The sequence below is a fragment of the Phascolarctobacterium succinatutens YIT 12067 genome, assembly GCF_000188175.1.
Taxonomy (GTDB): domain Bacteria; phylum Bacillota; class Negativicutes; order Acidaminococcales; family Acidaminococcaceae; genus Phascolarctobacterium_A; species Phascolarctobacterium_A succinatutens.
Window position 1 is genome coordinate 35,254 of sequence record NZ_GL830930.1, and the last position, 24,900, is coordinate 60,153.

At 50.4% G+C, this 24,900-nt stretch carries 23 protein-coding genes and 1 other RNA gene; 23 read left to right on the forward strand and 1 reads right to left on the reverse strand.

Annotated features, from left to right (window positions below; all coding sequences use genetic code 11):
* Nucleotides 1-23 precede the first annotated feature (23 nt).
* The 15 genes from HMPREF9443_RS08905 (at nt 24) to HMPREF9443_RS08970 (ending at nt 18,163) form a co-directional block, all read left to right on the forward strand.
* Nucleotides 24-2,273: a RelA/SpoT family protein gene (locus HMPREF9443_RS08905; RefSeq protein WP_050787131.1), complete on the forward strand. Its 2,250-nt coding sequence runs from the start codon at nt 24-26 to the stop codon at nt 2,271-2,273.
* Nucleotides 2,270-2,719, forward strand: a complete 450-nt coding sequence (dtd, locus tag HMPREF9443_RS08910) for a D-aminoacyl-tRNA deacylase (protein ID WP_009146271.1) — start codon at nt 2,270-2,272, stop codon at nt 2,717-2,719. Before HMPREF9443_RS08905 ends, dtd begins: the two co-directional genes overlap by 4 nt.
* A 37-nt stretch (nt 2,720-2,756) precedes the next feature.
* Nucleotides 2,757-3,383, forward strand: a complete 627-nt coding sequence (locus HMPREF9443_RS08915) for an MBL fold metallo-hydrolase (protein WP_009146272.1) — start codon at nt 2,757-2,759, stop codon at nt 3,381-3,383.
* Nucleotides 3,384-3,389: 6 nt separating this feature from the next.
* Nucleotides 3,390-4,460, forward strand: coding sequence for an AI-2E family transporter (locus tag HMPREF9443_RS08920; RefSeq protein WP_009146273.1), 1,071 nt, complete (start codon nt 3,390-3,392; stop codon nt 4,458-4,460).
* Entirely contained in the window at nt 4,461-5,927 is a 1,467-nt protein-coding gene (gene hemZ / locus HMPREF9443_RS08925; RefSeq protein WP_009146274.1) for a coproporphyrinogen dehydrogenase HemZ, read from the forward strand.
* A gap of 32 nt (nt 5,928-5,959) precedes the next feature.
* Nucleotides 5,960-7,219: a histidine--tRNA ligase gene (gene hisS, locus HMPREF9443_RS08930; protein WP_009146275.1), complete on the forward strand. Its 1,260-nt coding sequence runs from the start codon at nt 5,960-5,962 to the stop codon at nt 7,217-7,219.
* A 15-nt stretch (nt 7,220-7,234) separates the two neighbouring features.
* Nucleotides 7,235-9,031 (forward strand): aspartate--tRNA ligase, encoded by a 1,797-nt coding sequence (aspS, locus tag HMPREF9443_RS08935; RefSeq protein ID WP_009146276.1) that lies wholly within the window; start codon nt 7,235-7,237, stop codon nt 9,029-9,031.
* 143 nt (nt 9,032-9,174) lie between these two features.
* Nucleotides 9,175-9,358, forward strand: a non-coding RNA gene (gene ssrS / locus HMPREF9443_RS10615) — 6S RNA.
* A gap of 48 nt (nt 9,359-9,406) precedes the next feature.
* Nucleotides 9,407-10,693 carry a replication-associated recombination protein A gene (locus HMPREF9443_RS08940; protein WP_009146277.1) on the forward strand — a complete coding sequence of 429 codons (1,287 nt, stop codon included), beginning with the start codon at nt 9,407-9,409 and terminating at the stop codon, nt 10,691-10,693.
* A gap of 133 nt (nt 10,694-10,826) precedes the next feature.
* Nucleotides 10,827-11,495 carry a helix-turn-helix transcriptional regulator gene (locus tag HMPREF9443_RS08945; protein WP_009146278.1) on the forward strand — a complete coding sequence of 223 codons (669 nt, stop codon included), beginning with the start codon at nt 10,827-10,829 and terminating at the stop codon, nt 11,493-11,495.
* Nucleotides 11,476-12,312 (forward strand): pyruvate, phosphate dikinase/phosphoenolpyruvate synthase regulator, encoded by an 837-nt coding sequence (locus tag HMPREF9443_RS08950; protein WP_040565411.1) that lies wholly within the window; start codon nt 11,476-11,478, stop codon nt 12,310-12,312. The genes HMPREF9443_RS08945 and HMPREF9443_RS08950 overlap by 20 nt, the downstream gene beginning before the upstream one ends.
* Nucleotides 12,313-12,427: 115 nt before the next feature.
* Nucleotides 12,428-12,718 (forward strand): hypothetical protein, encoded by a 291-nt coding sequence (locus HMPREF9443_RS08955; RefSeq protein ID WP_040565412.1) that lies wholly within the window; start codon nt 12,428-12,430, stop codon nt 12,716-12,718.
* Between the two features lie 134 nt (nt 12,719-12,852).
* A complete protein-coding gene (locus HMPREF9443_RS08960; protein ID WP_009146281.1) occupies nt 12,853-15,234 on the forward strand; it encodes an endonuclease MutS2 in 2,382 nt (793 codons plus the stop codon).
* Nucleotides 15,235-15,255: 21 nt separating this feature from the next.
* Nucleotides 15,256-16,500, forward strand: a complete 1,245-nt coding sequence (locus HMPREF9443_RS08965; RefSeq protein ID WP_009146282.1) for a pyridoxal phosphate-dependent aminotransferase — start codon at nt 15,256-15,258, stop codon at nt 16,498-16,500.
* 1 nt (nt 16,501) lies between these two features.
* Complete coding sequence (locus tag HMPREF9443_RS08970) at nt 16,502-18,163, forward strand: nucleoside kinase (RefSeq protein WP_009146283.1); 1,662 nt, start codon at nt 16,502-16,504, stop codon at nt 18,161-18,163.
* 120 nt (nt 18,164-18,283) lie between these two features.
* On the opposite strand, the gene HMPREF9443_RS08975 is transcribed toward HMPREF9443_RS08970, so the two are convergent.
* Nucleotides 18,284-18,817: an ECF transporter S component gene (locus tag HMPREF9443_RS08975; RefSeq protein WP_009146284.1), complete on the reverse strand. Its 534-nt coding sequence runs from the start codon at nt 18,815-18,817 to the stop codon at nt 18,284-18,286.
* Between the two features lie 215 nt (nt 18,818-19,032).
* Here HMPREF9443_RS08975 and pyrH point away from each other — a divergent pair, with 215 nt between their 5' ends.
* The 8 genes from pyrH to rseP all read left to right on the forward strand — a co-directional run bounded on the left by pyrH (nt 19,033) and on the right by rseP (nt 24,896).
* Nucleotides 19,033-19,761: a UMP kinase gene (pyrH, locus tag HMPREF9443_RS08980; RefSeq protein ID WP_009146286.1), complete on the forward strand. Its 729-nt coding sequence runs from the start codon at nt 19,033-19,035 to the stop codon at nt 19,759-19,761.
* Nucleotides 19,761-20,324 carry a ribosome recycling factor gene (gene frr / locus HMPREF9443_RS08985; protein ID WP_009146287.1) on the forward strand — a complete coding sequence of 188 codons (564 nt, stop codon included), beginning with the start codon at nt 19,761-19,763 and terminating at the stop codon, nt 20,322-20,324. Before pyrH ends, frr begins: the two co-directional genes overlap by 1 nt.
* Nucleotides 20,324-20,527, forward strand: a complete 204-nt coding sequence (locus HMPREF9443_RS08990) for a hypothetical protein (RefSeq protein WP_009146288.1) — start codon at nt 20,324-20,326, stop codon at nt 20,525-20,527. The genes frr and HMPREF9443_RS08990 overlap by 1 nt, the downstream gene beginning before the upstream one ends.
* Nucleotides 20,528-20,544: 17 nt before the next feature.
* On the forward strand, nt 20,545-20,709 hold the full coding sequence (locus tag HMPREF9443_RS08995; RefSeq protein WP_009146289.1) for a 4Fe-4S binding protein: 165 nt from the start codon (nt 20,545-20,547) through the stop codon (nt 20,707-20,709).
* Between the two features lie 122 nt (nt 20,710-20,831).
* Nucleotides 20,832-21,620 carry an isoprenyl transferase gene (locus HMPREF9443_RS09000; protein ID WP_009146290.1) on the forward strand — a complete coding sequence of 263 codons (789 nt, stop codon included), beginning with the start codon at nt 20,832-20,834 and terminating at the stop codon, nt 21,618-21,620.
* Nucleotides 21,621-21,795: 175 nt separating this feature from the next.
* Nucleotides 21,796-22,674: a phosphatidate cytidylyltransferase gene (locus tag HMPREF9443_RS09005; protein ID WP_009146291.1), complete on the forward strand. Its 879-nt coding sequence runs from the start codon at nt 21,796-21,798 to the stop codon at nt 22,672-22,674.
* Nucleotides 22,675-22,684: 10 nt separating this feature from the next.
* Nucleotides 22,685-23,836, forward strand: coding sequence for a 1-deoxy-D-xylulose-5-phosphate reductoisomerase (locus tag HMPREF9443_RS09010; RefSeq protein ID WP_009146292.1), 1,152 nt, complete (start codon nt 22,685-22,687; stop codon nt 23,834-23,836).
* 43 nt (nt 23,837-23,879) lie between these two features.
* Nucleotides 23,880-24,896 carry an RIP metalloprotease RseP gene (gene rseP / locus HMPREF9443_RS09015; RefSeq protein WP_009146293.1) on the forward strand — a complete coding sequence of 339 codons (1,017 nt, stop codon included), beginning with the start codon at nt 23,880-23,882 and terminating at the stop codon, nt 24,894-24,896.
* Nucleotides 24,897-24,900 lie beyond the last annotated feature (4 nt).

A 24,900-nucleotide genomic window follows, 5' to 3' on the forward strand; every position in this document is an offset into this window, starting at 1 on the left:
AAGTGCAGATGGGAGTGGGGAGAATGCCCTCAACAAACGCAATAACTAATATTACTGATATAGATGAATTGTTTGCGCGTATAGAAGAATATCTTGCGCCGGAGCAGGTAGCTTTTGTCCGTAAGGCCTATGAGCTGGCAGCCAAGGCGCACGCTGCGCAGACACGTAAATCCGGTGAACCGTATATTATCCATCCGATTGGTGTTGTCAGCATCCTTGTGGGATTGCAGATGGATGACAAAACACTGGCTGCTGCCTTTCTGCATGATGTAGTAGAGGATACGGATTATAAGCTGGACTATATCAAAGAGCAGTTCGGCACCGTGGTAGCAAACCTGGTAGACGGTGTTACCAAGCTGGGTAAAATCGAATATATTTCCAAGGAAGACCGCCAGATTGAAAACTATCGCAAAATGTTTCTTGCGATGGCACGCGATATCCGCGTTGTACTGATTAAGCTGGCTGACCGTCTGCATAATATGCGCACGATGAAGTATATGCCTGTGCATAAGCAGCAGTCTATTTCTCGGGAAACATTGGAGATTTATGCGCCGCTCGCACATCGTCTTGGTATCTATACCATTAAATGGGAGCTGGAGGATCTGGCCTTCCGTTATATGGAGCCGGATATTTATTACGACCTGGTAGAGCAGGTAAAAATTAAACGCCGTGAGCGTGAGGATATGATTAACGAGGCTATGACAACGTTGAAGGACGCTGTCGAGAAGGCCGGTATCCGCTGCGAAATTCAGGGCAGACCGAAAAACTTTTACAGCATTCATAAGAAAATGCTGCGTGACCATAAGCAGCTGAGCGAGATTTATGATCTGCTGGCCATCCGTGTGCTGGTAGACACCGTTAAGGACTGCTATGGAACGCTGGGTATCGTACACAGCATGTGGCGTCCTATTCCGGGCCGCTTCAAGGACTATGTAGCGGTGCCGAAATCCAATATGTATCAGTCCTTGCATACGACAGTGCTTTCCAATGGCGGTCAGCCGCTGGAAATCCAAATCCGTACCTTTGAGATGCACCGCATCAGCGAATACGGTATCGCTGCGCACTGGCGCTATAAGGAAAGCGGCGGCAGCAAGCCTGCAGCCGGCGGTGACAAGGGCTTTGATGCCAAGCTGAGCTGGCTGCGTCAGCTGCTGGAATGGCACAAGGATATGAATGATTCGCGCGACTTTGTCAACACGGTCAAGATGGATATTTTTGCCGATGAGGTCTTTGTCTTTACGCCGCGCGGTGATGTTATCGACCTGCCTGTAGGCAGTGTGCCGATTGACTTCGCTTACCGCATCCATACGGACGTAGGCAACCGCTGCGTAGGTGCCAAGGTCAATGGACGCATCGTACCGCTTGACTACCAGCTGAAGAACGGCGATATCGTAGAGGTTATCACCTCCAAGCAGTCCAACGGCCCGAGCCGTGACTGGATTAATGTTGTCGGCTCTTCCGATACACGCAACAAAATCAAAAGCTGGTTCAAGAAGGAGCGCCGTGAGGAAAATATCGTCAAGGGCCGTGAAATGCTGGAGCGTGAGGTTAAACGCCTCGGCTACGAGCCTAAGGTGCTGATGTCTCCGGAAAAGCTGAAGGAAGCAGGCAGCAAAATCCGCATTGATACGGATGAAAATCTGCTGGCAACACTGGGCTACGGCGGTGTTACACTGAACACTGTTATGTCCAAGCTGGTGGAAATCTATAAAAAAGAGCAGAAGCTGGAAACCGCCAAGGACCTGGCGCAGGTACTGGCAGAGCTGAAGCCGCGAAAATCTAAGGCTAAGGCCAGCCACGGCATCCTCGTTAAGGGCGAGGAAGGCATCATGGTTAAGCTGGCGCGCTGCTGCAACCCGATTCCCGGTGACCCGGTAATCGGTTATATTACGCGCGGCAGCGGCATTTCCGTACACCGTGCGGACTGCCCCAATATCCTGACCAATAACCCCGAGGAGCAGCGTCGCTTAATTGAGGTTGCCTGGGATGTAGGCATTGATGATGTCTATAAGGTTAATATCGTGATTACGTCCGTAGACAGAACCGGACTGATGAGCGATATTATGAATGTGACGAGCGAAACGAAGATTAATATTTTCTCGCTTGCCTGTCACACAGATAAGAATAAAATTGCTACCATGCATATGGGACTTGATATCATGAGCCTGGAGCAGCTGGAATATTTTATGAACCGTATCCGCCGCATGAAGGGTGTTTATTCTGTTGAGCGCCTGATTTCTACGGCGAACGGCAGCGGAGGCAAGAAGAAATGAGAGCAGTTGTACAGCGTGTAGACCGCGCCAATGTTACTGTAGATGAAAAGATTACCGGCGAGGTACAGAAGGGCCTTCTGGTGCTCCTGGGGGTGGCCGAGGGTGACACCGATAAGGATCTGGCCTATATTATCGACAAGGTGTGCGGTATGCGCATTTTTGAGGATGAGGCAGGCAAGATGAACCTGTCGGTGAAGGATGTAGGCGGTGCGATTCTGGCGGTTTCTCAGTTTACCCTGTGCGGTGACTGCCGCCACGGCAAGCGTCCGTCCTTTACGGCGGCGGCAGCGCCTGATGTGGCCAACGCCTATTATGAGCGCTTTGTCGACGGCTGCCGCAAGGCAGGCCTGCCGGTAGAAACTGGCGTATTCCGCGCGCATATGCTGGTAGAGCTGGTGAACAACGGTCCGGTAACTATTTTGCTGGACAGCACGAAGCTGTTATAATTATATTGTGCATAGATTTATCAACGGAGGTTGAAGAATGAAGATTTATCATGTTGAAGCAGGTATGCTTGCTACCAACTGTTATTTTGCCGTAAACGAAGCTATCGGTGAAGGCGTTATTTTCGATCCGGGCGGAGATTGCCCGACCATTCTGAGAATGATTGAACAGGCTAAGGCTAAGGTTGTCGCTATCGTGCTGACTCACGGCCACAGCGATCACATCGGTGCGCTGGCAGAGCTGCGTAAGGCTACCGGTGCGCCGGTATATATCGGCGAGGATGATGCTGACTGCCTGACACAGCCGAACAGAAACCTTTCCTTCTTTATCGGTGAAGAATTGAAAAATGAGCCTGCGGACCACCTTGTACATGACGGTGATGTGCTGGAGCTGGCAGGCATGAAGTTTGAAGCTTTTGCTACGCCGGGACATACCAAAGGCGGCTTCTGTTATTACTACGCGCCGGGCAAGGTAGTTTTTGCCGGTGATACTATTTTCTGCGAATCTATCGGACGCACCGATTTGCCGGGAGGCAGCTATCGCGCACTAATCCAGTCCATCAAAACAAAGCTGATGGTGCTTGATGACGACGTTAAGCTGCTGCCGGGCCACGGACCTACTACTACCGTGGGCTGGGAGCGTCGCAGGAATCCTTTCCTGCAATAAAACATTATGCTGAAATATTGGCCTCAAATACGTAAAAGCACCTTCTTTAAGCTGGGTGTTGTTACAGCAATCTCTTATGTTTTATATTTAATGGCAGGCTTTTTACTGCCGCTGCTGCTGGCAGTAGGCCTGGCCTTCGCACTTTATCCGCTGGTTAATGCTATCGCGCAGGTGCGCATGGCGCATGGCATGATTAAGCTGTCGCGCGTGGTGGCGATTATCCTGGCATTAATGGCCTTTTGTATCTTTATTTTTATGATTATCGGCTTCATTATTCTGCCGCTCTTCGGGCAGATGAACGAGTTCCTGCAAAAGCTGCCGGCATTGGCCGTCAAATCCAATCTTCAGGATTTGGACAGCATGCTTAAGGACCCGTCTACCATTCCGCTCTTGCCGTCCGATTTCAATATGCTGGTCAACGGTCTGCTGAACTGGGCGATGGGCTTTGTAGGAACGGTGCTGCGTAATCTTGTCCAGTCCAGTCTGGGGATTGTGCAGAGCTTGATAGGACTGATTATCGTGCCCTTCCTTGCCTTTTATTTTCTTAAGGACTGGCGCGAGCTGCGCTTGATGGTGATTAATCTGTTCAACTACGACGCGCAGGAGAAGGCGGCGGAGGTTGTGGACGAAATCGGCAGAACCATGAGCGCCTATGTGCGCGGCATGGGCAAGCTGAGCCTGATTTCCGGCTTCGTGATTACCATCGGCACGGCTTTTTTGGGTATTGATTTTCCGCTGGTGCTTGGCTTTTGGGCCATCCTTGCCGAAACGGTACCTGTAGTCGGCCCGCTGATGGGCGCTGTGCCTGCTGTATTTATCGCTTACGGTCAGGCGCCGGAGGCTGCCTTTCATGTAGCGCTTTTTTATCTGGTATATTATCAGCTGGATGCCAATTTTATTATGCCTAAGCTCATGGGACAGAAGATTGATTTGCATCCTGTAGTTTTGATTATCAGTCTGCTCATCGGTGCTAAGCTGTTCGGTATTCTCGGTATGGTTTTTGCCGTACCTGTAGCAGCGGTTTACAGAGTGCTGTACAAGCAGTTGTGGCATGCCGGTGAAGGACGGGAGAATTAAATGTTTTTTTGCTTACGTAATACATTGGAGCTTGATGTTGCGCGGCCTGTGAGCGACATGGCCGCATTTTTTGGCTATCAGCCGGCGCCGTCCGCTGCGCTGACGCTGACGCTTGCGCGCGAGCACGGCTGTATCAGCGCCTGCCTGCAAGGTGCGGAGCAAAGCTTTACAGCGAGCGAGCCTTGCAGCGAAGCTGCGGCGAGCGGTGATATAACACGTTGCGTGAAGCTCGTCGTGCTGAAGGTTTTTGCCGAGCTTACCGGTCTGCAGCCTAAGCTGCCATGGGGTATTCTTACGGGCGTGCGGCCGACGAAGCTGGCGCATAAGCTGCTGGACGGCGGTGTAGAGGCTGCGGCCTTGCCGGAATATCTGAGCGAAAACTATTTGCTGCCAATGTCGCAGGGAAGGCTGCTTACGGACATTGCTCTTAAGCAGAATCATATCCTCAGCGACAGTACGCGCCTTACGGATACCGGTATTTATATCGGCGTGCCGTATTGTCCTTCGCGCTGCAGCTATTGCTCGTTCCCGGCGGGAATTGTGCCGCAGGATGAAGAATCTCAGCAAAACTTTGTAAATATGATTGAACAAGACCTGCAAAATGTGGTACAATTAATAGGTATGCATAGCTTGCGTGTAAAATCACTTTATATCGGCGGCGGTACGCCCACGAGCCTGAGTGATAAGGTATTTGCACGTTTGCTGCAGGCTGTGGAACGAAGACTGCTGCAAAGCAACTGCGAAGGCTTGCGGCATCTGCGCGAGTTCACGGTGGAGGCCGGTCGCCCGGACTGCTTCAGTGCGGCTAAATTGGCGGCGATGGAGGCGGCGGGAGTGAACCGCATCAGCGTCAATCCGCAAAGCTTCCATGACAAAACACTGCAGCTGATTGGCAGGCGTCATAGCGTTAAGGATTTCTACAATGCTTATGAGCTTGTGCGCAAAAGCAGGATTCCTGTTGTGAATGTGGATCTGATTATCGGTCTGCCGCAGGAAACGGAGCAGGAGATTGCATATTCTTTGGAGCAGGCAGTAAAGCTGGCGCCGGAGAATCTTACTGTGCATACGCTTACGCTGAAGCGCAGCGCACCGCTCTTTCAAAAGCAGGAGCAGGCAGTGCTGACTACGCAGGCAGCGGAAAAAATGGTGCAGCGGGCCGCTGAGATGGCTGCTGCGATTGGGTTAGAGCCTTACTATCTGTACCGCCAGCATTATATGCTGGGGCATCTGGCCAACATCGGTTATGCCAAGCCGGGTACGGAAAGTATCTATAATATCCAGATGATGGAGGAACGTCATCCGGTGATTGGTGTGGGACCTGCATCTGCCAGCAAGGTGCCTTTGCCTGACGGACACCATCTGCATAAACTGAATATGCCGAAAAATGTGGCAGTGTATGGAGCGCGCTTGCAGGAACTGGCAGAGCGTCGCCGTGATTTGTTTAATATAGAAGGCACAGACCTGTAATAGGCATGAGTGCCGTTAGGAGAGGATAGACTATGCTGACAACAGCACCCAGAGGTACGAAGGATATTATGCCTTCCGACGTTAACGCATGGCGTTATCTGGAAGAAACCATGCGCAAAATTTGCGCACAATATGGCTACAAAGAAATCAGAACTCCTGTGTTTGAGCATACAGAGCTGTTCCAACGCGGTATCGGTGATACCACCGACGTTGTTGAAAAGGAAATGTATACCTTTACCGACCGCGGCAACCGCAGCATTACCCTGCGTCCGGAAAACACCGCCAGTGCTGTCCGCGCTTACGTTGAGCATAAGCTGAGCAAGGATGACGCTGCCACGAAGTTCTATTACATCGGACCTATGTTCCGTTATGACCGTCCGCAGGCAGGCCGTCTGCGTGAGTTCCACCAGTTCGGTGTAGAAGCTCTGGGCGTAACCGGTCCGAATGTCGATGCGGAAATCATTCTGCTGGCTGTGCAGGTACTGCAGAGTCTGGGCCTGAAGGATTTGAAGCTGAAAATCAATTCCGTAGGCTGCCCCAAATGTCGTCCGCAGCACAGAGAAAAGCTGCAGGCTTTCTTCAAGCCTAACTTCGACGAGCTGTGCAAGGATTGCCAAGGCCGCTTCGACCGCAATCCGCTGCGTCTTTTGGACTGCAAAAATCCGCACTGTCATGAGCTGGGCGAGGGCGCACCGAGCCTGGAGGAATGCCTGTGCGATGAGTGCAAGGAACACTTTGAGGGCCTGAAACAGCTGCTGACCGCTGCTGGTGTTGAATATGAGGTTGACCACAATCTTGTGCGTGGCCTTGATTATTATACAAAAACTGCTTTTGAAATCCAATACGCTCCGCTGGGCGCACAAAGCGCTGTTTGCGGCGGCGGCCGTTACGACGGACTGGTACAGGAAATCAGCGGTGACGAAGCCCGCCCCGGCATCGGCTTTGCTATGGGTATGGAGCGCGTGCTGCTGGCTCTGGAGAAGCAGAATCTGCTGCCCGAATTTGATGAAAGCATTGACGCATATGTTGTCTGCCCCAAGCAGGAAAACTTTGCGCTGGCTTTCAAAACCGCCATCGAGCTGCGTCGTGCAGGCTTTAAGGTTGAATATGACTTTAACGGCCGCAGCATGAAGTCCCAGATGAAGCAGGCCAACAAATTCCAAGCTAAGCAAGTGTTAATATTTGGCGAGGATGAGCTCAGCCGTAATGCCGTTACTGTGCGTAACATGGCAACAAGCGAGCAACATGAAATCGCTGTTAATGATATTATTAGTTATTTCAATACTTTATAAGTAGAGGTGCTAAAGATGATTAATGAAAAACGCAGCCATCATTGTGGTGTGCTGACCAAGGAGCAAGCCGGCGAACAGGTTGTACTGTGTGGCTGGGTTGCTAAACGACGTGACCACGGCGGATTGATTTTTATCGATTTGCGTGACCGCAGCGGTATCGTGCAGGTTGTTGCCGATCCTGAAAGCGCCGGCAGCAGCTTCAAAACTGCCGAGGACATCCGTAACGAATATGTTATCAAAGTAATTGGTAATGTACGTCTGCGTGATGAGGACACCATCAACGAAAACATTCCTACCGGTACTATCGAAGTACTGGCACATGATATCGAAGTGCTGAACGGTGCAAAAACTCCTCCGTTCTACATCAAAGACGGCATTGATACCGATGAAAACCTGCGTCTGAAATACCGTTATCTGGACCTGCGCCGTCCGGAAATGCAACGCAATCTGATTCTGCGTCACAAAGTTGCTAAACTGATGCGCGACTATCTTGATGATAACCATTTCCTCGAGATTGAAACTCCGATGCTGTGCAAATCCACTCCGGAGGGTGCTCGTGACTACCTCGTTCCGAGCCGTGTAAACCCCGGCAAGTTCTATGCACTGCCGCAATCTCCGCAAATCTTCAAACAGCTGCTGATGGTAGCCGGTATGGAGCGTTATTTCCAAATCGCCCGCTGCTTCCGTGATGAGGACCTGCGTGCAGACCGTCAGCCGGAATTCACCCAGCTGGATATGGAAATGTCCTTCATGGAAGTTGACGAAATCCTGGAGCTGATGGAAGGCTTAATTCACCACATCTTCAAGGGTGCTCTGGGCAAGGATATCCAGATTCCTTTCCAACGTCTGACCTGGGACGATGCTATGGATCGTTTCGGCAGCGATAAACCGGACCTGCGCTTCGGCATGGAGCTGAAAAATGTCAGCGAAGCTGTTCAAGGCTGCACCTTCCAGGTATTCAACAATGTTATCGCTAACGGCGGTCAGGTAAAATGCATTAACGTAAAAGGATATGCAGATATTCCGCGTCGTCAGCTGGATGAGCTCGTTAAATTCTGCGGCATCTACGGTGCTAAGGGTATGGCTTGGCTGCAATTCCCGGCAGAAGGCGGCGTAAAATCCTCCATCGCTAAATTCTTCAGCGATGAAAACATCGAAGCAATCAAAAAAGCTGCTGAAGTTGAAGCAGGTGACCTGCTGCTCTTCGTTGCCGATAAACCGTCTGTAGTTGCTGCTTCTCTGGGCGCACTGCGTATCGAAATGGCTAAACGCCGTGGTCTGATTGATCCGGATAAGCTGGCCTTCACCTGGGTAGTTGACTTCCCGATGTTCGAGTACAATGAGGAAGAAAAACGTTATGTTGCAATGCACCATCCGTTCACCGCTCCGCGTGACGAGGACCTGCCGCTGCTGCTGACCAACCCCGGCAAGGTATATGCTAAGGCTTATGATATGGTTCTGAACGGCACCGAAATCGGCGGCGGTTCCATCCGTATCCATCGCCGCGACGTACAGAAGAAGGTATTCGAAGCTATCGGCCTGTCCGATGAGGAAGCACAAGAGAAGTTTGGCTTCATGATGAACGCATTCGAATACGGTGCTCCGCCACACGGTGGTCTGGCATTCGGTCTTGACCGTCTGATCATGATTATGGCTCAGCGCGATTCTATCCGCGACGTAATTGCTTTCCCGAAAACTCAGAGCGCATCCGACCTGATGACTCAGGCTCCTAACGATGTTGATGAAAAACAGCTGCGTGAGCTGCACATCAAGACCAGCCTGCTGATGAAGAAGGACAAAGAAGACAAATAAGCACTTTAGCCTGCTTCTGTCAAGTGGATAAAGCGAAATAAATATTCAAAAATTTTTAATGGAAGCGTTGAAAAACGCTTCCATTTTTGGTATTATATGTATGTCGATAGAAGTTAAAGACAATTGAAGAATAGTTGTTAATTATACCCCTGCGATGTTCGTTACATTGCTCCAAAGGTTTTGAGCCAACACTCTAACCTAGGGAGCCTGATACTCCTTCTTTCAAAAACATGCCTCCTTTGAGTGGACGTTTGCGATTGGTAGGGAAGGCACCCACCTGCACATGCAGGTTCAAAACACGGAGCTGGACGGCATTGTGGGGATTAATTTTTTTATGAGATAATTTTCGTCACAGAAAGATACAGGTAAAGAGCGATGGAAAATCTATTCGGTAATTTATTTGAAACTGAAAAGCGACAGACGAAGCCTTTGGCTGACCGCATGCGTCCAGAACGCCTCAGCGATTTTGTGGGGCAGGAGAGCGCCGTGGGCGCAGGCAGTCCGCTGCGCCGTATGATTGAGCGTGATGTACTGCAGTCCGTACTATTTTACGGACCTCCTGGAACCGGCAAAACAACACTGGCGAAGGTCATCGCGCATGTCACCGGCGAAAAGTTTGAGGCCATTAACGCCGTTTCCAGCGGTGTGCCCGAGCTGCGCAAGCTCATCGCCAAGGCGCAGGAGGACAGGCGTAGCGGACGCGGCCGTACTATCGTGTTTATCGACGAGATTCATCGCTTCAACAAGGCGCAGCAGGATGTACTGCTTCCTTACGTGGAAAACGGCACGATAGTGCTCATCGGTGCTACTACCGAAAACCCTTTCTTCGAAATCAATTCGCCGCTGCTTTCGCGCATGAAGGTGGTGCGCCTGGAAAAACTGCAGGCACCGCAGATTCAGCAGATTCTGGAGCGTGCGATTGCCGACCCGGAGCGTGGTTTTGGCAACAGCTTTAAGGCGGAGCCTGAGGCGCTGAGGATTATTGCCGATTTTGCGGCAGGTGATGCTCGCAGTGCGCTGAACATTCTGGAGCAGGCCGAGTTCATGCTGCCGGAGGAGGGCGAGCGTGTGCTGACGGTAGCAACGCTGCGCAGTGTTATCGGTACGGCGCTGCAGCGTTATGATAAGAAGGGCGACCAGCATTACGATATCATCAGCGCCTTTATCAAGAGCATGCGCGGCGGCGATGCGGATGCTGCGCTGCATTATCTGGCGCGCATGATTGAGGGTGGCGAGGACGTGCGCTTTGTGGCACGTCGCGTCGTTATCTGTGCGGCGGAAGATGTAGGCCTGGCTGACCCGCAGGCGCTGGTGGTAGCCAATGCTGCGGCGCAGGCTGCGGATTTTGTAGGCTGGCCTGAGGCGCAGATACCGTTGGCGGAGGCAGTATGCTATATTGCCAACGCACCCAAGAGCAACACAGCCTATATGGGCATTGCCAAGGCGCGTGCGGATGTGCGCAGCCGTAACTGCGGTAGTGTGCCCAAGCATTTGCGTGATGCGCATTATCCCGGTGCTGCCAAGCTGGGGCACGGCATAGATTACAAATATCCGCACAACTTCCCCGGAGGCTGGGTGGAGCAGCAGTACCTGCCGGATGAGCTGGTGGGAACGCGCTATTACATTCCCAGCGGTCACGGTCAGGACAAGGGGCGCAGATAAAAATAACACAATTAGAAATTTAAGCTATACAGCTAAAATTTGCAGAAATTATTTGTGTCGCAATCTAGCATTTTTTCTGTTAATAGTGTATACTATACCTATATTATAGACTATTGTATTAGACAGAAAGGGTGTGAAGATCATAGCTTTAAGCAACAGGCAGAAGCAAATTGCTGAAATTGTACGTCTGGACGGACCTATTACCGGCGAGCATATAGCCGAAAGGCTGAATGTAACCCGCGCTGCCTTACGCAGTGATCTGGCAATCCTTGTTATGGGCGGTATTCTTGATGCGAGACCGAAGGTTGGTTATTTTTATACCGGTAAAAATACTTTGGGTATGCTGATGGAAGAAATTTCTGCTATTACTGTGCAGGATCTGCAGTCGGTACCGGTAGCGATTAAACATGACAAGAGCGCCTACGAAGCAGTTGTTACCATGTTCCTTGAGGATGTCGGAACGGTGTTCGTGCTGGATGAGGAAGGCATGCTGAACGGCATTTTGTCGCGAAAGGATTTACTGAAGGCTGCTATCAATAATAATGATTTGCGTGATATTCCCGTGGTCATGGTAATGACGCCGATTTCCAAAATCATCGTAGCTACTCCGGATGAGCCTGCCGCTTCGGCAGCTCGCAGACTGATTGATAATGAAATCGACTGTCTGCCGGTAGTAAAAATCATTGATGAAAAGAAGCGCATGTATCAGGTTCTGGGACGTATCACAAAAACTAATTTTACTCGTCTGCTGGTAGATCTGGCTGAGGGTAAGGGGGGTAATTATCATAATAACGAAGCTTAATCCGGTTATTTATGCTGTATCTGACTCTATTGGTGAAACTGCGGAGTCCGTAGTTAAGGCAACAACCAGTCAGTTCGTAGAAGAAAAATTTGATGTTATCCGTGTTCCTTACGTAAAGGACAAGGAACAGATTGATAAAATTGTAGAAGAGGCTGCAACAAATCATGCGGTTATCTGCTATACAATCGTATCGCCGGAGCTGCGCGAGCATATGGCGGACAAGGCTATGAGCAGTGATGTTGAGGTAGTTGACGTTTTGGGACCGATGCTGAAATCCATCGAAAAGTCTACCGGTCTGCTGCCGAAGAATCAGGCCGGCCTGATTCACTCTCTGGACCACGAATACTTTAAGCGTGTTGAGGCTGTGGAATTTGCTGTTAAATACGATGACGGTAAAAATCCTCTGGGTCTGTTGAAGGCGGACGTTGTCATTATCGGCGTTTCCCGTACCTCCAAAACTCCGCTGAGTATGTATCTGGCGCATAAGCAGATTAAGGTTGCCAACGTGCCGCTGGTACCGGAGCTGGCTCCGCCCGAGGAGCTTTTCAAGGTGCCGCCGTATAAGATTATCGGCCTGTTGATTGACCCGTTCAAGCTGAACGAAATCCGCAGCGAGCGCCTGAAAACCATGGGCCTGTCCGATACTGCGACCTATGCCGATATGAAGCGTATCGATGACGAGCTGGCTTATGCTAAAGGCATTATGCGCCGTCTGCACTGCCAGATTATCAACGTTTCCAACCGCGCGATTGAAGAAACCGCCGGTATTATCATGGAGTATGTTCGTAAGAACAAGGAACGCCATCACGAAAACTAAATTAGTGTAGCTCTGAGCTGCTGTTGCAGTGAGTCAGAAAAATAAACGGCCATTGGCAGCAAAACGTCTGTCGGTGGCCGTTTTTGGATAAAGAGGGTTGAAGGAGGTTGCCTTAGTGCACAGATATGTTTTTCATATTCCCTGCGCTGTTTATGATAACGGTGCTTTGAAGCCTGCTCCGTGGCAGCAGGTGACAGACGATTTCGCCGAGGTGCTGTATAAGCATACGGACGGCTTTTTCGTGCAGGATGCCGTGGGCTATTATAAGGGACGCAGCTATGCGGAAAAGATGCTGGTGGCTTATACTGATGCCGATATAACAGATGATTTTGTGCGTATTGCCCGCATTTTGCAGCAGGAATGCTATGCCTACGAGCGTGACGGCGAGCTTTTTATCGCCAAGTGATGCCTGCGCTTTCAACGGATTACGTTTTTATGCAGCCTCGGTAAGAGGGAATAGCTGTTGCAGGCAGTAGCACAAAGCTTTGCAAATATGCTATAATAATATATTATGATTTAGATTTAGAGGTGCAAAAAACTATGGCACGCTTTGCTGTAAAGACATTAGAATTTGATAAAGTAAAAAATATGCTGGCCTCCAAGGCCGCAACCTTTTTAGGCAAGCAGGCAATAATTTCCCTGCAGATTGAAAGTGAATTCAGTAAGGTTAAGCGCCTGCAGGAGGAAACTGCGGAAGCGCTGCGCATTCTGGATGAAGGCAGACGTTTTCCCTTCGGCGGTGCTTTCAATATTACCGCTGACGTGAAGCGCGCGGAGCTTGGCAGCGTATTGGAGCCGGAGGAGCTGCAGCATATCCAGACAACGGTGCAGGCCTTTGCTTCGATGAAGGATTTTACTGCGGAAAATGTGGAAACTGCGCCTAATCTGGCTGAATACGGAGCGGAGCTGACGCAATTTAGTCGTCTGGAAAAGCAGATTGGCAGTGCGATTGATGAGTATGGCGAAATCAAGGACAACGCTTCGCCGAAGCTCGGCGGATTGCGTGCAGCGATTCAGATTGCCAAAAATCGCGTGAAGGAAAAGCTCGACAGCATCCTGCATGACCCCAATAACCAGAAGTACTTCATGGATAACATTGTGACGATGCGCGGCGACCGTTACGTTATCCCTGTAAAGCAGGAATATAAGATGAATTTCCCCGGTATTGTGCATGACCAGAGCGGTACGGGTGCAACGCTGTTTATCGAGCCGCTGGCTGTTGTCAACCTGAACAATGATATCAAGCGTTATGTTGCAGAGGAGCACGAGGAAATGGAGCGTATTCTGCGTCAGCTCACGCAGAACGTGGGCGCGGAGGCGAAGGCGTTGCTGGCTTCGTTGGAAATCTTTACTACGCTGGACGTTATCTGCGCCAGAGCTTTGCTGGCGCAGGAGCAGCATGCGGTACGCCCGATGCTGGTGCTGTCCGGCGGCGTAGAAATTGCGCAGGGACGTCATCCGCTGCTGCCGAAGGATACGGTAGTGCCTTTGAATGTACAGCTGGGCGATAAATTTACCATGCTGCTGATTACCGGCCCTAACACAGGTGGTAAAACGGTAGCGCTGAAGGCTGTAGGCCTCTTTGCGCTGATGGCGCAGATTGGTCTGTTTATCCCCGCAAGCAGTGCAAAAATGCCGGTGTTCCGCGCAGTTTATGCGGATATCGGCGATGAGCAGAGCATTGAGCAGAGCCTGTCAACCTTCTCTGCCCATATGACGAATTTAATCAGAATTTTAAACGAGGTCAAGGCAGGAGATTTGGTGCTGATTGACGAAATCTGTGCCGGTACGGACCCGAACGAGGGCGCTGCGCTAGCTATGGCGATGCTGGAGCACCTGCATGAGCAGGGCGTGCTGACGATGGTAACAACCCACTACAGTGAGCTGAAAACCTTTGCCTACGGTCACGAGGGCATGGAAAATGCCAGCGTGGAGTTTGACCCTGTATCACTGCGTCCTACCTATCGCTTGCTGATGGGCGTACCGGGAAGCAGTAATGCCTTCAACATCAGTCGCCGTCTGGGTTTGGCTGAGGATATTATCAAAAATGCCGGTGAGCTGCTGAACCAGGAGCATGTGCATATGGAAAATGTACTGCAGGAGTTGGACAGCGAACGTCGACGTTATGAAAGCGGCAGTAAGGAGATTGAGGACCTGCGCCGCGAAAGCGAGCAGCTGCGCAACGCGCTTGCTTATTCCAAGAGCGAGTTTGAGCGCCGTAAGAATGAAATGCTGCGCAAGGCGCGTGAGCAGGCGGATGAAATCTACCGCCGCAGCCGCCGTGAATCCGAAGCCGTACTGAAGGAGTTGCGCTCCATGAAGGCTGACTTCGATACGAAGCGCCTGGAGCAGGCGGCAGAGGAAGCGCGCAAGAAGCTCAACAAAACATTGAGCGAGGACGCACCGCTGCCGGAGGGCGCACCGTTATCTGCCAAGACGGCCAAGAAGGGCCTGAATGTCTTTGTTGTTTCCTTAGGGAAGAACGGTATTATCACCGATGTCAACGGCAACGATGTAACAGTGCAGGTTGGTATTCTGAAAATGACGGTGCCGGCAAAAAAATGCCTGCTGACCAAGGCACAGCCTGCGCATACCGATGCTGCGCCTAAAAAGCGTAAGGGCTTCAGCAAGAATGCTGCTGCCAATTACGCACACCAGATGTTCATTGCCAAATCAGGCAGTGCCAAACAGGAAATTGATTTGCGCGGGATGACGCTGGATGAAGCAATTCCCGTTGTAGATAAAGCTATTGATGATGCGCTGATTGCCGGTATCGGCCAGCTGCGCCTCATCCATGGCAAGGGAACCGGTGCCTTGCGCGCCGGCCTGACAGCATATCTGTCGACCAACCGCTTTGTCAAAAAGCTGGAAACGGCGGCGCTGGAGGCCGGTGGCAGCGGCGCTACGGTTATTGATTTGTAATTTTGAAAGGAGTATTTAACTATGACTATGAGTATTGCTGCAAAACACGCTAAGGGTAAATCTGCCCAAGATAAAATTTTCGGTGCTAACGCTGCTGCAGTGGCAGCTGCTGCCAAATACGGCAAGGATGCCGTTACCAACGCTACTATCGGCGCTATTTTGGACGAGGATGAAAAGCTCGTCTGCCTGCCGACTGTAGAAGAGGTTTTTCGCGGTCTTTCCACTAACGAAATGATTGCTTACGCACCTATCAGCGGTCTGCCTGAATATCTGGACTGCGTACTGACTGCTGCCTTCGGCAACTCCCGTCCGGAAGGCTACATTGCCGCAGTTGCAACCGCAGGCGGCACCGGTGCTATCCACCATGCTATCTGGAACTACACCGACAACGGTGATACCGTGCTCTGCTCCGACTGGTACTGGGGTGCTTACAAGGTGCTGTGCCAGGATATGGGCCGCAATTTCACCACCTATAAAATGCTGGACGAAAACAACAAATTCAACCTGCCTGCTTTAAAGGAAAAGGTTGACGAGCTGCTTGCTAAGCAGGATAACCTGCTGTATCTGCTGAACACTCCGGCGCACAATCCTACCGGCTACAGCCTGAGCGGCGAGGATATGGACGGCGTGCTGGCAATTCTGAAGGAAGCTGCCGTACCGGGCAAAAACATCGTTTTCTTCCTGGACGTTGCATACATTGATTATGCCGGCGAAAAAGAAGAAGTACGCAAAATCTTTAAAAAGCTTTCCGGCTTGCCTGCCAACATTCTCTGTATTGTAGGCTACAGCATGTCCAAAGGCTTCACTATGTACGGTCAGCGTACCGGCGCTATGATCGGCGTTTCCTCCGACAAGAGCGTTATTGACGAGTTCGCCGCTATCAACCAATACACCAGCCGTGCAACCTGGTCCAACATCAACCGTCCGGCTATGCGCACTCTGGCAACCATTTACAGCGATCCCGAGCTGCTGGCAAAGGTTTGCGCTGAGCGTGATTACTATTATCAGATGATTAAGGCACGTGCCGATCTGTTCGCTAAGGAAGCGGAAGAATGCGGTTTGCCGATGCTGCCGTATGTAGCAGGCTTCTTCCTGTCTATCCCCGCTAAAAACCCGGATGCAATCTGCGAAAAGCTGCATGAGGACAACATTTTTGCAGTTCCTCTGGCTGCAGGCGTGCGTATCGCTGTCTGCGCCGTACCTCTGAAGAAAATCAAGGGTATGGCTGTCAAGGTCAACGCTGCAATGCAAGCCGTTGGCGAATAAAATGCTTAAGCTGCAGTTGTCCAATGGACAAATTATCGAAGTAGAGGAGGGCAGCACTCTGCTGCCTTTAGCTCAAAGATTGAGCGATAAATATGCTTCTCCCATCGTTATGGGACTTTATAACGGTGAGGAATGTGACCTGCAGCGTCCGCTTACTGCCGACGGCACTGTTGATTTCGTGGAAGTCAACAATTCCGTAGGCATGCGTGTTTATGTGCGCACGCTGCTGTTTATGCTGATTGCGGCAACCAAAAAGCTTTATCCCGATGTACATCTGGAGGTGCGCAACTCTCTGGGAAGCGCACTCTACTGTAAGGATAACAGCGAGCGTAAGCTTACCGCTGAGGATATCCGCAGCATTGAAGAATATATGCACAAAATGGCAGAACGCAAAGAGTCTATTAAGCTGCTGCGTCTGCCTAAATCCGAGGCTATTGATATGGCCTGCGCCATCTGCAGCGATGATAACCTGGCGCTGCTGGCTCAGGTGCCGGATGACACCGTGCTGACGATTAACCTTCTGGAGGGCGTACCCGGTTATCTTTTCGGCCCCATGTGCCCGGATGCCGGTTATGTGCCTTGCTTTGAGCTGCTGCCGTATGCTGACGGCGTGATTATCAATTACCCTGACAACGGTAACTGGCAGGTGCTGCCGCCCTTTGTAGACCAGCCGCGCCTTAACGATGCCTATCAGGAGGCAGAAGAATGGTCGGCCATGATTCACTGCAATACTGTGGGCAAGCTCAATAAAATTATTGATTTAGGCTATGCCGAAAAGATTATTCAGGTAGCGGAAGCGCTGCATGAAAAGAAGCTGGCTAATATTGCCGATATTTTGGCAAGTCACCATGAGCTGAAGCTGGTGCTGATTGCAGGTCCGTCCTCCTCCGGCAAGACCTCTACGGCACAGCGTTTGAGCATTCAGATGGCAGTTAACGGCCTGCGTCCGATTGCCGTTTCTATGGATGACTATTATAAAAACCGTGTCGATTCGCCGCGTAAGGCTGACGGCAGCTATGACTTTGAATGTCTGGAGGCTATCGACCTGGAGCTGTTCAACGATCATCTGCAGCGTCTGCTGGCTGGTGAAAAGGTCAAAATGCCCAAGTACAATTTCCGCACCGGCTGCCGTGAATATCGCGGTAACGAGCTGCAGCTGCAGGAAAATTCCGTGCTGGTTATCGAAGGCATCCACGGCCTGAATGAGAAGCTGACACCGTCCGTACCGGCGGAACATAAAATAAAAATTTATGTCAGTGCGCTCACACCGATGTCCTTTGACGAGTATAACCGTATCCGTACTACCGATATGCGTCTGCTGCGCCGTATGGTGCGCGACAGCCAGTTCCGTTCGCATGATGCGGAAACTACGCTGAGAACCTGGTCCGACGTGCGTGATGGTGAAGAAAAATACATCTTCCCGTATCAGAGCAGTGCCGATATCATTTTCAACACCACGCTGATTTACGAATTAGCTGTGCTGAAAAAATATGCGGAGCCGCTGCTGCGTGCTGTACCGCAGTCCGCAGGCATGGCCTACACTACTGCGCACCGTCTGCTGAACATTTTAAGCTACGTTAAGCCGTTGGAGGATAATGTTATTCCTAATAACTCTATCCTGCGCGAATTTATCGGCGGCAGTGTGTTTAAGGACGCACTGTAATTGTAAAAAAATAATGTTGTCATAGACCTGCTGCCCAAGCCGTGGCAGCAGACAGACGCAAATAAAAAAGCTGTTGTACGTGTGCTTGCGTACAACAGCTTTTGTGTTATGTGGTAAAAATTATTTGCGGACCATTTTGTCGAAGCGCTCCAGCAGGCCTGCCTTGAAGCAAAGCACCAGGCCGCCGACAGCGCCGACTGCTGCCTGCAGAATCTGGTAGGGCAGCTTGATGTAAGCGTAGTGCGGTGTGCTGTAAATAAAAGCACGTCCCAGAGAATAGCCTACAACCATAATAACAGCGCCAAGAATTACGCCGAGAGCAGCGCCCTTGAAGCTGACCTTGCCGCCGCGGTGTGCCAAGAGGCAGATAACAACAGCCTGAATGCCGTGAGTAACCAGAGAAACGAACATCGGTGTCGGGTAGAAGAATAAATCGCCCAAGAAAGCACCCACGCCGCCAACGATGAAGGCTGCTTTAGGATCGTCCAGCAGAATTGCTGCCGTGCAGATGATAACATCATTGAGATATAAATGACCGCCCGGTACCGGCAGACCGAAGGAGCTCATCATAATATTGAGCGACATAAACAGTGCGGTGATACAGATTGCCAGGGTGGCATTGCTTTTTTGCGCTTTGTGTTCTATATGTTCCATATAAACATTCCCCTCTTTATAAGATGATAAAGACTATTATATCGCTGTTTGGTTATAATAATATTGCCAGAACAGAAAAATTATCTATGGTCAGATTAGCCGGGGAATTTCTTTCGCTAATTCTTCATAAAATTTTTGGTAGAATAAAGCAGGTATTTTTGGTATAATTATTGAATAGAGTATAGGAATAAGTAAAAAAATGGGAGGTCGCTATCGTGACAGAACTTAAGAAATTCAAACGTGTAGTTTTAAAGCTTAGTGGTGAAGCCCTGGCCGGTGAAAAAGGCTTTGGCATTGATCCGACAGTAGTATATGCTATGGCCAAGCAAATCAAGGCTGTAGTTGAGACAGGGGTAGAGGTTGCTATCGTTAACGGCGGCGGTAACTTCTGGCGCGGACTCAGCGGCAGCAACAAAGGCATGGACCGTGCTACTGCTGACTACATGGGAATGCTGGCAACCGTTATCAACTCTTTGGCGTTGCAGGATGCTTTGGAAAACTTAGAGGTTCCGACCCGTGTGCAGACCGCTATTGAAATGCGTCAGATTGCAGAACCCTACATTCGTCGCCGTGCTATCCGCCATATGGAAAAAGCAAGAGTCGTTATTTTTGCCGCAGGTACCGGTAACCCCTATTTCTCCACCGATACCACCGCTGCTCTGCGTGCTGCGGAAATCGAAGCAGATGCTATCCTGATGGCTAAAAAAGGCGTAGATGGTGTTTATGACAGCGACCCGGCAGTTAATCCGGATGCGAAGAAATTTGATGAGCTGCCTTACATCGAGGTTATCAAACGTCATCTCAGCGTAATGGATTCCACTGCAATCAGCCTGTGCATGGATAACAACATTCCTATTGTAGTATTTAATATTGATGAACCGGGTAACATTCTGCGTGCTGCTGCAGGCGAAAAAATTGGTACCCTGGTAGGAGGTAAGGAATAATGGCAACAGTTAATGAAATTATCAGCGGTATCGAGAGCAAGATGGAAAAATCCGTTGCTGCTCTGCGTGTGGATCTGGCAAGCCTGCGTGCTGGCCGTGCAACTCCCTCTCTGCTGGAGAAGGTTATGGTTGATTATTACGGTTCCCCGACACCTGTAACTCAGGTGGCAAGCGTAACCGTACCGGAACCGCGTATGATTGTTATTCAACCTTGGGAGAAAAACATTCTGAAGGATATCGAAAAAGCAATTATGAAATCCGACCTCGGTCTGAACCCGAACAGCGACGGTATCTGCATTCGTCTGAACCTGCCGCAGCTGACCGAAGAGCGTCGTAAGGACCTGGTTAAGGTTGTACATAAAAAAGCTGAGGAATACCGTGTTGTAGTCCGCAACCTGCGCCGTGATGCCAACGATGCTATCAAAAAGACCGAAAAGGCTAAGGAAATCACTGAGGACGAGGCTAAGAAGGGTACTGAAAAGGTACAGAAGCTGACAGATAAGGTTATGAAAGAAATCGACGCTGCAGCTGCTAACAAAGAAAAAGAAGTAATGGAAGTATAATGGAAATTCCACAGGTTTTGGCACTGCCTCTCAAGGAGGCTGCCCGTCGCCTGGAGGCCGCAGGCTGCAGCTATGAGGTGCAGTCTCTGCTGCCGCCGCGTGCAAGCGAGGCAGACTTTGAAGGTCGCGAGGTGCGCAGATATGTAGTAAGACAACAGCAGTTGTCTGCTAATAGATTAGCTCTTACCATTGTGTATAGATAAGGAAGGAGGTGCGACGAATGGCTCTGAAAATTGATAAGGATTCTTGCGTAGGCTGCGGTACTTGTGCTGCTACCTGCCCCGTTGGCGCTATTACTGAAGTTGACGGTAAATACGAAATCGGTGAAGACTGCGTAGAATGCGGCGCTTGCGCTGCTAGCTGCCCGGTTGGCGCTATTGAGTAATTCAAGACTGCAATGCAAAATCAGGAAGGCGGCCTCCCGCAAGAGGGAGGCACGCCTCTTCTTTAATCAGGGGAAAAGTAAAGAAAACTAAAAGCAAGTTACAAATTTTAGCGAAAGGCTTGATGCTTGTGTTTAGAGGCTTGTTTCAAACAAAAAATAAGACTAAGAATAATATCGTAATGCATACTGAGGATCTGGATATGCAGAATATTCCTCAGCATATTGCTATTATTATGGACGGTAACGGTCGCTGGGCTAAGGCTCAAGGCAAGGTGCGCACCTTTGGCCATCAGGCCGGAGCGGAAACACTGAAAACTATTGTCCGTGCAGCTGATAAGCTGGGAGTTAAGGTTATCAGTGCTTATGCATTTTCGACAGAAAACTGGAAGCGTCCGGTGACGGAAGTAAACTTCATCATGGAGCTTTTAAGCCGTTATCTGACCAATGAGATTGACGAATTTAACGAAAATAACGTACAGGTGCGTTTTATCGGCTCGCGTAAAGGTCTGCCAGAGATTGTGCAGCAGAAGATGGAGCACGCAATAGAGGCAACGAAAAACAACACCGGTATTATTTTGAATTTGGCTATAAACTACGGCGGACAAGCAGAAATCCTGCATGCTGTGCGTACTATTGCGGCGGAAGCTGCCAACGGTACTCTGGCCGTAGACGATATAGATAATAATGTAATTGAAAACCATTTGTATACCAAGGGCCTGCCTGCGCCGGATCTGCTTATCCGTCCGGGTGGTGATTTGCGTATCAGCAACTTTTTGCTCTGGCAGATTGCTTATGCGGAAATCTGGACGACCAAGGTGTTCTGGCCGGAGTTTACACCGGATCATCTGGTGGAGGCGATTTTGGCTTATCAGGGGCGCGAGCGCCGTTTCGGCGGCCTAATCAGCCGGTAAGACACCATATACGTCGTCAGTTCTCCTAGCAGTACGAGTATGTACGGCGTCGTCGCCCTTCCTCGTCTCCGGCATCTTCCCGGCTGCCTAGAGAAAGGTGAAAATAGGTAAGACGCCATATACTTCGTCAGGGCTCCAATTAATTTTATAATTCAAAGAAGGATGTATTTTAACTATGTTAACACGTATTATTACCGGTGTAATCGGTATTATTGCGGCAGTCGGCATTATCACCAAGGGTGGTATGCTTTTTAATGCTGCTGTTGCTGTTTTGGCTGCTGTGGCCTGGTACGAATACCACAAGATGGTGGAGAACAAGGGCTGTCATGCCTACACGCTGACCGGTGGCGTGGGCGCACTGCTGATGGTGCTGGTTGCCGGCGCAGGCTATTATTTTGAGCTGGAGGGCGTTTATACGTTGGCATTTATTGTGATGCTCACAGCGCTGTTCTTCATTTTCAGTACGATTGAGGGCCTGTGGCTGCATTGCAACAGAGGCGAGCAGCATTGGGCAGAAAACAGTGCGCTTACTGCCTGGGGCATGCTGTACTGCGGTCTTTTGTTTGCGCACATTATTTTGCTGCGCACCTTTGACGGCGGTCCGCATATCGATTTGGGCTTCCGTGTATTTGAGTACGGCGAAATCTGCCTGTGGATTGTGCTTTTGGGCACCTGGGCAAGCGATACCTTTGCTTATTTCTTCGGTCGTGCCTTCGGTAAGACACCGTTCTGCAGCGTCAGCCCGAAGAAATCCTTTGAGGGCGCTGTTTGCGGCTTTGTAGGCTGCTTTGTGACCGTACTGTTTTTATGTATTATCTGCTTGGGCATTGCCCTGTGGCATGCTGTGGCAGTGGCGCTGGCGGTGGCAATTTTTGCTCCGGTCGGCGATTTGATCGAATCTATTGTCAAACGCAGCTTTGATATTAAGGATTCCGGTAAGATTTTCCCCGGTCACGGCGGTGTGCTGGACCGTTTCGACAGCCTGCTGTTTACGGCACCGGTTGTGTATTACCTGCTGATGATTATCAGCGCTTTATCTATGTTTCAAGAATAGAGGATAGCAAATGAAGAATATTTCTATTTTGGGCAGTACAGGCTCTATCGGTCGTCAGACCTTGGAGGTGGCTGCTGCCAATCCTGAAAAGCTGAAGGTACGCGCGTTGGCTGCGCATAAAAGCGATGAGCTTTTAGAGCAGCAGATTAAGCAGTTTGAGCCTGATATTGCCGTTTTGACGGATAAGGACGCTGCTAAGCGCTTGGCTGACCGCTATCACGGCAAGACGGAAATCTTAGCCGGGGAGGAAGGCCTTCTGACTGCCGCTACCTACGAGGGAGCGGATACGGTGCTTGGTTCTATGGTAGGCTATGCCGGCCTGCGCCCGACGTTGGCTGCTATTGCCTGCGGCAAGAACATTGCGCTGGCGAATAAGGAAACACTTGTTGCTGCCGGCAGCATTGTAATGGAGGCTGTGCGTAAGCATGGTGTAAGCCTGACTCCTGTGGATAGTGAGCACAGCGCTATTTTCCAATCTCTGCGCGGCGGTACGCAAAAGGAAGTCAAGCGTCTGATTATTACGGCGAGCGGCGGTCCCTTCCGCGGCAAAAAACGCAGTGAGCTGAAAAATGTAACTTTGGCGCAATGCCTCAATCACCCAAATTGGAGCATGGGGCAGAAGGTAACGCTTGATTCCTCTACACTGGCCAACAAGGGCCTGGAGGTTATGGAGGCGCATTGGCTGTTTGATATGCCTTATGATAAAATTGCGGTCGTTGTGCATCCGCAGAGCATTGTACACAGCTTGGTAGAATTTTGCGACGGCAGTGTGATTGCTCAACTGGGTGTGCCTGATATGCGTTTGCCGATTCAGTTCGCTTTGAGCTGGCCGGAGCGCTATAATTACAGCTTTGAACAGCTTGATCTTGTTGCTGCGGGTAACCTTACTTTTGAAGCACCTGATTTAGAAGCATTTCCTTCCTTGAAGATTGCTATTGACTGCGGTAAGGCCGGCGGCACTCTGCCATGTGCCTTTAATGCTGCCAACGAGGAGGCTGTATATGCCTTTTTGGCAGGCAAAATTAAATATCTGGATATCCCTTATATCACTGCTACGGTTACAGCGCAGCATAACAATGTTCTGCGTCCGCAGCTGGAGGATATTGAAGCAACGGATGCCTGGGCGCGTGCTGCTGCCAAAGGGGTTATTGCTAAATTATAGACTGAAGGCCGGCAAAGCTTGCCGACTATCGTAAGGAGGTAAAATGCTAACAATATTAGCCGCTGTTTTTGTTTTTGGTGTGCTGGTTACGGTACACGAATTCGGTCATTTTATTACGGCGAAGCTCACAGGTATGCGTGTTGATGAATTTGCCATCGGCTTTGGTCCTAAGCTGTATCAGCAAAAGGACGGCGATACTCTGTACAGCCTGCGGGCTATTCCGTTGGGTGGCTATAATAAAATCGCAGGCATGGATCCTGACGATCCGCCTGAACCGGGAACCTTTAAATCTAAGCCGATACCGTCCAGAATGCTGGTTATTCTGGCAGGTGCGCTGATGAATTTCCTGTTGCCTATTATTCTTTTCAGCGGTATTTTTATGCTGGAGGGCAGACAGGAGCTGGTGAATGAGCCAATCCTGGGCACTGTTGTAGACGGCATGGCTGCGGAAAGAGCAGGCCTGCGTAACGGCGACCGCATTCTGACGATTAACAATAAGCCTGTCGCTACCTGGACGGAGGTTGTTACCAATTTGCGTGCGAGCGGAACTAATCCGGTAACGCTGACTGCAGAAAGTAAGGGTGCTGTAAAAAGCTACACCATGACTCCCGTGTATGACAGAGAGGCAGGCCGTCCCTTAATCGGCATCAGCCCTAAGTTCAACAAGGTCAGCCTTGGCTTTTTCGGCTCGATTAAAGAAGGCTGCGTCTATACAAAAAATATTATCGTTTCTATGCTGAACGGCCTGTACAAGATTGTTTCCGGTAAGGCTCCGGCTGAGGTGGCCGGTCCTATCGGTGTGGCGCAGATGGCCGGTCAGGTGGCGGAAAAGGGCATGCTGCCGTTGATTACCTTTGTTGCCTTTTTGAGCATCAATCTGGGCGTTATCAACCTGCTGCCGCTGCCGGCTCTGGACGGCGGACATTTTGTACTGCTGCTTTTGGAAGGCCTGCGCGGTAAACCGCTCGGCAGCAAGGCTATGACTAACATCCAGATGGTTGGTATTGCGCTGATTTTAGCGCTGACAGTATTTTCCACCTTTAAAGATATAACACGTTAAGAGG

What these genes read in the sequence shown, in the direction of transcription:
- frr (WP_009146287.1), top strand. Translation starts at nt 19,761, where the DNA reads ATGGCAACAGTTAATGAAATTATCAGCGGTATCGAGAGCAAGATGGAA.
- HMPREF9443_RS08965 (WP_009146282.1), top strand. Translation starts at nt 15,256, where the DNA reads ATGACTATGAGTATTGCTGCAAAACACGCTAAGGGTAAATCTGCCCAA.
- HMPREF9443_RS09005 (WP_009146291.1), top strand. Translation starts at nt 21,796, where the DNA reads ATGTTAACACGTATTATTACCGGTGTAATCGGTATTATTGCGGCAGTC.
- dtd (WP_009146271.1), top strand. Translation starts at nt 2,270, where the DNA reads ATGAGAGCAGTTGTACAGCGTGTAGACCGCGCCAATGTTACTGTAGAT.
- hisS (WP_009146275.1), top strand. Translation starts at nt 5,960, where the DNA reads ATGCTGACAACAGCACCCAGAGGTACGAAGGATATTATGCCTTCCGAC.
- HMPREF9443_RS08970 (WP_009146283.1), top strand. Translation starts at nt 16,502, where the DNA reads ATGCTTAAGCTGCAGTTGTCCAATGGACAAATTATCGAAGTAGAGGAG.
- HMPREF9443_RS08940 (WP_009146277.1), top strand. Translation starts at nt 9,407, where the DNA reads ATGGAAAATCTATTCGGTAATTTATTTGAAACTGAAAAGCGACAGACG.
- HMPREF9443_RS08975 (WP_009146284.1), bottom strand. Translation starts at nt 18,817, where the DNA reads ATGGAACATATAGAACACAAAGCGCAAAAAAGCAATGCCACCCTGGCA.
- rseP (WP_009146293.1), top strand. Translation starts at nt 23,880, where the DNA reads ATGCTAACAATATTAGCCGCTGTTTTTGTTTTTGGTGTGCTGGTTACG.
- hemZ (WP_009146274.1), top strand. Translation starts at nt 4,461, where the DNA reads ATGTTTTTTTGCTTACGTAATACATTGGAGCTTGATGTTGCGCGGCCT.
- HMPREF9443_RS08960 (WP_009146281.1), top strand. Translation starts at nt 12,853, where the DNA reads ATGGCACGCTTTGCTGTAAAGACATTAGAATTTGATAAAGTAAAAAAT.
- HMPREF9443_RS09000 (WP_009146290.1), top strand. Translation starts at nt 20,832, where the DNA reads ATGCTTGTGTTTAGAGGCTTGTTTCAAACAAAAAATAAGACTAAGAAT.
- HMPREF9443_RS08915 (WP_009146272.1), top strand. Translation starts at nt 2,757, where the DNA reads ATGAAGATTTATCATGTTGAAGCAGGTATGCTTGCTACCAACTGTTAT.
- HMPREF9443_RS08920 (WP_009146273.1), top strand. Translation starts at nt 3,390, where the DNA reads ATGCTGAAATATTGGCCTCAAATACGTAAAAGCACCTTCTTTAAGCTG.
- HMPREF9443_RS08995 (WP_009146289.1), top strand. Translation starts at nt 20,545, where the DNA reads ATGGCTCTGAAAATTGATAAGGATTCTTGCGTAGGCTGCGGTACTTGT.
- HMPREF9443_RS09010 (WP_009146292.1), top strand. Translation starts at nt 22,685, where the DNA reads ATGAAGAATATTTCTATTTTGGGCAGTACAGGCTCTATCGGTCGTCAG.
- HMPREF9443_RS08905 (WP_050787131.1), top strand. Translation starts at nt 24, where the DNA reads ATGCCCTCAACAAACGCAATAACTAATATTACTGATATAGATGAATTG.
- HMPREF9443_RS08990 (WP_009146288.1), top strand. Translation starts at nt 20,324, where the DNA reads ATGGAAATTCCACAGGTTTTGGCACTGCCTCTCAAGGAGGCTGCCCGT.
- aspS (WP_009146276.1), top strand. Translation starts at nt 7,235, where the DNA reads ATGATTAATGAAAAACGCAGCCATCATTGTGGTGTGCTGACCAAGGAG.